This is a genomic window from Betaproteobacteria bacterium, assembly GCA_009377585.1.
Lineage (GTDB): Bacteria > Pseudomonadota > Gammaproteobacteria > Burkholderiales > WYBJ01 > WYBJ01.
Map to the genome: position 1 here is coordinate 1 of WHTS01000213.1, position 5,349 is coordinate 5,349.

The 5,349-nt window shown below is 67.1% G+C and carries 4 protein-coding genes; 2 read left to right on the forward strand and 2 right to left on the reverse strand.

Going from position 1 to position 5,349, the window contains the following annotated elements:
- Both GEV05_30345 and GEV05_30350 read left to right on the forward strand, forming a co-directional pair.
- Nucleotides 1-1,086 (forward strand): TRAP transporter large permease subunit (locus GEV05_30345; protein MPZ47581.1); only part of this gene is annotated, 1,086 nt, incomplete at its 5' end.
- A gap of 441 nt (nucleotides 1,087-1,527) precedes the next feature.
- Nucleotides 1,528-2,787 carry an amidase gene (locus GEV05_30350; protein MPZ47582.1) on the forward strand — a complete coding sequence of 420 codons (1,260 nt, stop codon included), beginning with the start codon at nucleotides 1,528-1,530 and terminating at the stop codon, nucleotides 2,785-2,787.
- A gap of 312 nt (nucleotides 2,788-3,099) precedes the next feature.
- Here the strand turns inward: GEV05_30350 and GEV05_30355 are convergent, their stop codons facing one another.
- Both GEV05_30355 and GEV05_30360 read right to left on the reverse strand, forming a co-directional pair.
- Complete coding sequence (locus GEV05_30355; protein MPZ47583.1) at nucleotides 3,100-3,966, reverse strand: CoA ester lyase; 867 nt, start codon at nucleotides 3,964-3,966, stop codon at nucleotides 3,100-3,102.
- A 131-nt stretch (nucleotides 3,967-4,097) separates the two neighbouring features.
- Nucleotides 4,098-5,288, reverse strand: coding sequence for a CoA transferase (locus tag GEV05_30360; protein ID MPZ47584.1), 1,191 nt, complete (start codon nucleotides 5,286-5,288; stop codon nucleotides 4,098-4,100).
- Nucleotides 5,289-5,349: the final 61 nt, after the last annotated feature.

Below are 5,349 nucleotides of genomic sequence, written 5' to 3' on the forward strand. Positions count from 1 at the left end.
ATACTCGACAACCTGTTCAAGAGCCTGCAGATATCGACCCGGCGCGTTCCGGGGTCGCTGGCGGTGGCGACACTCGCGACCTGCGCACTGTTCGCGACCGCGACCGGCATCGTCGGCGCCGTGGTCACGCTCATGGGCCTGCTCGCGTTCCCGCAGATGATGCGTGCAGGGTACGACGCCAGGCTCGCCTCGGGCGTGCTGTGCGCGGGCGGCTGCCTCGGCATCATGATCCCGCCTTCGATCATGCTGATCGTGTACGCCGCGCAGGCGGGCATTTCGGTCGTGAAGCTCTATGCCGCGGCGTTCATTCCCGGCTTCCTCCTGGCCGGCATGTACGTCGTCTACGTGATCGCCGTCGCGATCATCAAGCCGCACAAGGCGCCGCCGTATACCGACCCGACCCGTTATTCGATCGCCCAGGTGGCAGGCCTGCTGACGAAGTCGTTCTTGCCGCTGGCGCTGCTCATCCTCGCGGTGCTCGGGTCGATCATGTTCGGCCTGGCCACGCCCACCGAGGCCGCGGCGGTTGGCGCGTTCGGCGGTTTCGTGCTCGCGGTCGCCTACCGGGCGCTCACCTGGCCACGGCTGAAGGAAGCGGTGTATCTGACCGCGCGTACGACGGCCATGGTCTGCTGGCTCTTCATCGGTTCTGCGACCTTCGCCTCGATCTTCGCCTACCTGGGCGGCGAGGGCATCATCAAGGAGTTCGTGCTCGGTCTCAATATGAGCCCGATCACGTTCCTGTTGGTCGCGCAGCTGATCATCTTCCTGCTCGGTTGGCCGCTGGAGTGGACCGAGATCATCATCATCTTCGTGCCGATCTTCCTGCCGCTGCTGCCGCACTTCCAGATCGACCCGCTGATGTTCGGCATCCTCGTAGCGCTCAACCTGCAGACCGCCTTCCTGTCGCCGCCGATGGCGATGTCGGCCTATTATCTGAAAGGCGTGGCGCCCAACTCGGTGCTGCTCACGCAGATCTTCGCCGGCTGCATGCCGTTTCTCTACATCGTGCTGATCTCGATGGTGTTGGTCTATGTCTGGCCGCAGACGGTGCTGTGGCTGCCGAGCGTGATTTATGGCAGGTAGCGGCATGGCTGTCGGTTCGGAGGGGCGGCGTGAGCTTCCCGGGCGAGGGGCCCCGCTTGCGGGGATCGACCGCAAAGCGAATCGACGCCAGGCGCCGACGGCTTGGCGTTCGCACCTCGCTGTCGGTTCGGAGGGGCGGCGTGAGCTTCCCGGGCGAGGGGCCCCGCTTGCGGGGATCGACCGCAAAGCGAATCGACGCCAGGCGCCGACGGCTTGGCGTTCGCACCTCGCTGTCGGTTCGGAGGGGCGGCGTGAGCTTCCCGGGCGAGGGGCCCCGCTTGCGGGGATCGACCGCAAAGCGAATCGACGCCAGGCGCCGACGGCTTGGCGTTCGCACCTCGCTGTCGGTTCGGAGGCGCCGGCGTGAACGACACGCAGTGGAACTGGCTCGACGCGAGATCCGCAGCTCAGGCCTTGCGGGAAGGCACGCTGAGCGCAGAAATGCTGGTCGAAGCGTGCATCGAGCGGGTACAGGCCGTGGACGCCGAAGTGCAGGCGTGGGCGTTCTTCGATCCCGACCATGCGCGCGCCCAGGCGCGGGCCCTGGATCGAAGCCGCAAGGAGGGCAAGCCGCTCGGACCGCTGCACGGCATACCGGTCGGGATCAAGGACATCGTCGACACCGCCGACATGCCGACCGAGGACGGCACGGTGCTGCACGCAGGCCGCAGGCCGCTCACGGATGCGGCGGTGGTCGCGCTGCTGCGAAGCGCGGGTGCGGTCATTTTCGGCAAGACGGTCACCACCGAAATGGCCACCTACAGCCCCGGCAAGACGCGCAACCCGCACAATGCGCGGCACACGCCCGGCGGATCGTCCAGCGGATCGGCCGCGGCGGTGGCGGCCGGCATGGTACCGCTGGCCGTGGGCACGCAAACCAACGGCTCGGTAATCCGACCGGCCGCCCTTTGCGGAGTGGTGGGATTCAAGCCGACCCACGGTCTGGTCCCGCGCACCGGCATTCTGCGCCAGTCGCGCGCGCTCGATACCGTCGGGGTCATGGCGCGCAGCGTGCTCGACGTCGCAGCGATCATGGAGTGCATCGCGGGGTACGACGCGGAAGATCCGGATTCGCGTCTCCGTGCACGCATCCCGTTCGTGGACATTGCCGCCGAGGACCCGCCGCTCGCACCATCGCTTGCATTCGCGCGCACGCCGATCTGGGATCGTGTCGACGCCGAATCGCGTGCGGCATTCGACGAGCTCACGGCGCACCTGGGCGATCGCATCGAAACGCTGGAACTGCCGGACAGCTTGCGCGCGGCCTGGGATTGGCATCGCACCATCATGGAAGCCGACATCGCGTCGAGCTTCACGGTGGAATACGACCGCGGCGCGGACAAGCTTTCCGAGTCGCTGCGGCGGCAGATCGAGCGCGGGCGCGCGACGCTCGCTTTCGACTATCTCGATGCACTTGCCCGCATCCCGCGCCTGAACGAAAGCTTCTCGGAAGTGTTCGATCGCTACGACGCGATCGTCACGCCCGCCGCGCCCGGTGCTGCGCCCGAGGGGCTGGCAAACACCGGCGACCCCTCGTTCTGCACGCTGTGGACGCTATGCGGCATGCCGGCCATCACGCTGCCGCTGCTGAACGCCGGCAACGGGCTGCCGATCGGCGTGCAGCTGGTGGGCAAGCGCGGCGACGACGCGCGGCTCCTGCGCACGGCGAACTGGCTGGTGCAACAACTCGATAACACATGAGGCCAGTGTGGTGAATCGTAAATTCGTTGTAATTCGTCATTCCCGCACAAGCGGGAATCCAGAACGAGACTCCGCCTGGACCCCCGCGTTCGCGGGAGTGACGAACTTCTGGCTCAGGACGCCAGGGAGCGGACCATGGTCATGAAAGTCATCGCCGGAATCATCGCCGTGGTGCTGGTGGTCGCATTCGTGCTGCCGCCCGCGGTCAAGCTGAAGGAGCCGGCGCTGATCGTGGTGATTACCTTGGGCATCGTCCTGATGCTGATCGACCTGTGGCAATCGCTGAAAGAGCAGGATTGACGCGCAGGATGATCAGCGCTTCAACCGGTTCATGATCTCGACTACGCGCCGCGCCTTGGCGACGATCGGGTAATCGACGAACTCGCCATCCACGCGGATCGAAGCGAGCCCGGCGCGCTCGGCATCCTCGAAAGCGGCTGCGATCCTCAGCGCCCTGGCATGTTCCTCGGCGCTCGGGGTAAAGACCTCGTGCACGAGGCCGATCTGATCCGGATGGATGCACAGGCGCCCCTGAAAACCCGTTTCGAGCGAAGTGCGGGCCGATGCGCGCAGGCCGTCGCTATCCTGCAAGCGCGCCCACACGGTATCGATCGGCGGCTCCAGGCCGGCGACGCGCGAAGCAAGCACGATTTGCGCGCGTGCGTGCGCGAGCTCGGCTTCGGCGCGCGTCCATTGCATGTTCATGTCGAGGGTGAAATCGGCTGCGCCGAACACCACCCGCTTGTGGCGCGCGCCGCAGCCGCAGATCTCGGCGATGGCGGCAAGCCCGGCACCGGTCTCGATGATCGGCACGAGATCGACCGCACCGAGCGCCAGCCCACGTTCGCGTTCCAGTGCGCGCAGCAGCCAATCGGTCGTATGCAGATCGGATGCCCGCTCGGCCTTGGGCAGCAGGATGCCGTCGAGGCCCGGCTGGACGATCTCGGTCAGGTCGCGATAACACCATTCGGTGCTCAGCCCATTGATGCGCACATATGCGAGTCCCGAGCGCGGCTTGCGCAGGGCATCGACGATCGCACTGCGCGCGGCCGGCTTCTCGGCAGCGGCCACCGCGTCCTCCAGATCGAGGATGACCGCATCGGCATCGAGGCCAAGCGCCTTCTCGACCCGCCGGGCGTTGTTCGCCGGCACGAACAGCATGCTGCGCAGAATGTTCATCGGGTAATCCTCGTCGTTTCCAGATGAGCCAGCCGGGCGTCACTTCACCAGCTCCACCTGCACGCGCAGTTCGGGCGGGCGGCGTGCGAGTGAGGCGTGACGGCTCCCCGGCGTAATGCGGGCATCCCCGGTCAAACGACGCCCCGCCGGCGCAGCTCGGCGATGCGAGCGCGATCGTAGCCCAGCGCGGCCAGCACTTCGTCGGTGTGTGCGCCCAGCCCGGGTGCGGTCTGCTGCGGCAGCTCGGCGCCGCCCACGCGCACGGGATTGGCGACCATCCGGGCAACGCGGTCGTCGCCGTAGCGGTAGGCGCGGACATTGTCGTGTGCGCGCACGAACTCGGACTCGAGCGCCTGCGCGATATCGTTCACCGGCGCGGCAGGAACCTTGCCGGCGAAGCATTGCAGCCAGTGCGCCGTAGTGTGCCTCTGCAGCGCCTCGTCGAGCATACGTTGCAACGGCGCGCGGTTCGCGAGCCGTGCGGCGTAATCGGCGAAGCGTGCATCGGCGATCCACTCGGGGCACCCGAGCTCGTTCGCCAGCGCTTGCCAGAACCGCTCCTTGTTGCACATGATCATGATCCAGCCGTCGCGCGTGCGAAAGAGCTGCGACGGCGTCAGCGACGGATGGGCCGAGCGTGCCTCGCGGCCCTGCGCGACGCCCGCGTTCAGATACCAGGTCGCGGGGTAATTGAGGTTATGCAGCGCGACGTCGAACAGGCTCACGTCGATATCGCGTCCCACGCCGGTCGCCCGCGCCCCAGTCAGCGCCGCGAGCAGCGCGAACGCGGCGGTCAACCCGGTCACGAGGTCCACGATCGATACGCCGAACTTGCACGGCGGGCCGTCCGGCTCCCCGGTCATCGACATGAGCCCCGTCTCGGCCTGCATCAGGTAGTCGTAGCCGGGCCATGCCGCGCGCGGGCCGTCGCGTCCATAGGCCGAAAGATGCGCGCAGACGATACGCCGATTGGCCGCCTGCAGGTGCTCGTAGGTCACGCCGAGCGCGCCAGGAAGATCGCCGCGCAGGTTGTCGAGCAGCGCGTCGGCCGAGCGCGCCAGGTCGTGCAGCACCTCGCGCGCTCCGTCCGCCTTTAGATCCAGCGTGACGCTCTTCTTGTTGCGATTGAAGGTCTGAAAGAAGTGGCTGTCGCGCGGACCGAAGAAGTGCGGTCCGACGCCGCGGCCGACGTCGCCGCCGTCCCTCGGGTTCTCGATCTTGATCACTTCGGCGCCGAGGTCGGCGAGGTAAAGGCTGCCCCAGGGGCCCGCGCCGTATTGCTCGACCGCGATGATCCGTACGCCGGCTAGCGGCAAAGTCACGCCGGGACCTCCGAACGATCGGCTGCAATTCGCCAAGACGAACCACGCCAAGACGAACCAC

Excerpts from the sequence above, each read along its gene's own strand:
- GEV05_30350 (MPZ47582.1), top strand. The coding sequence starts at position 1,528 with ATGCTGGTCGAAGCGTGCATCGAGCGGGTACAGGCCGTGGACGCCGAA.
- GEV05_30355 (MPZ47583.1), bottom strand. The coding sequence starts at position 3,966 with ATGAACATTCTGCGCAGCATGCTGTTCGTGCCGGCGAACAACGCCCGG.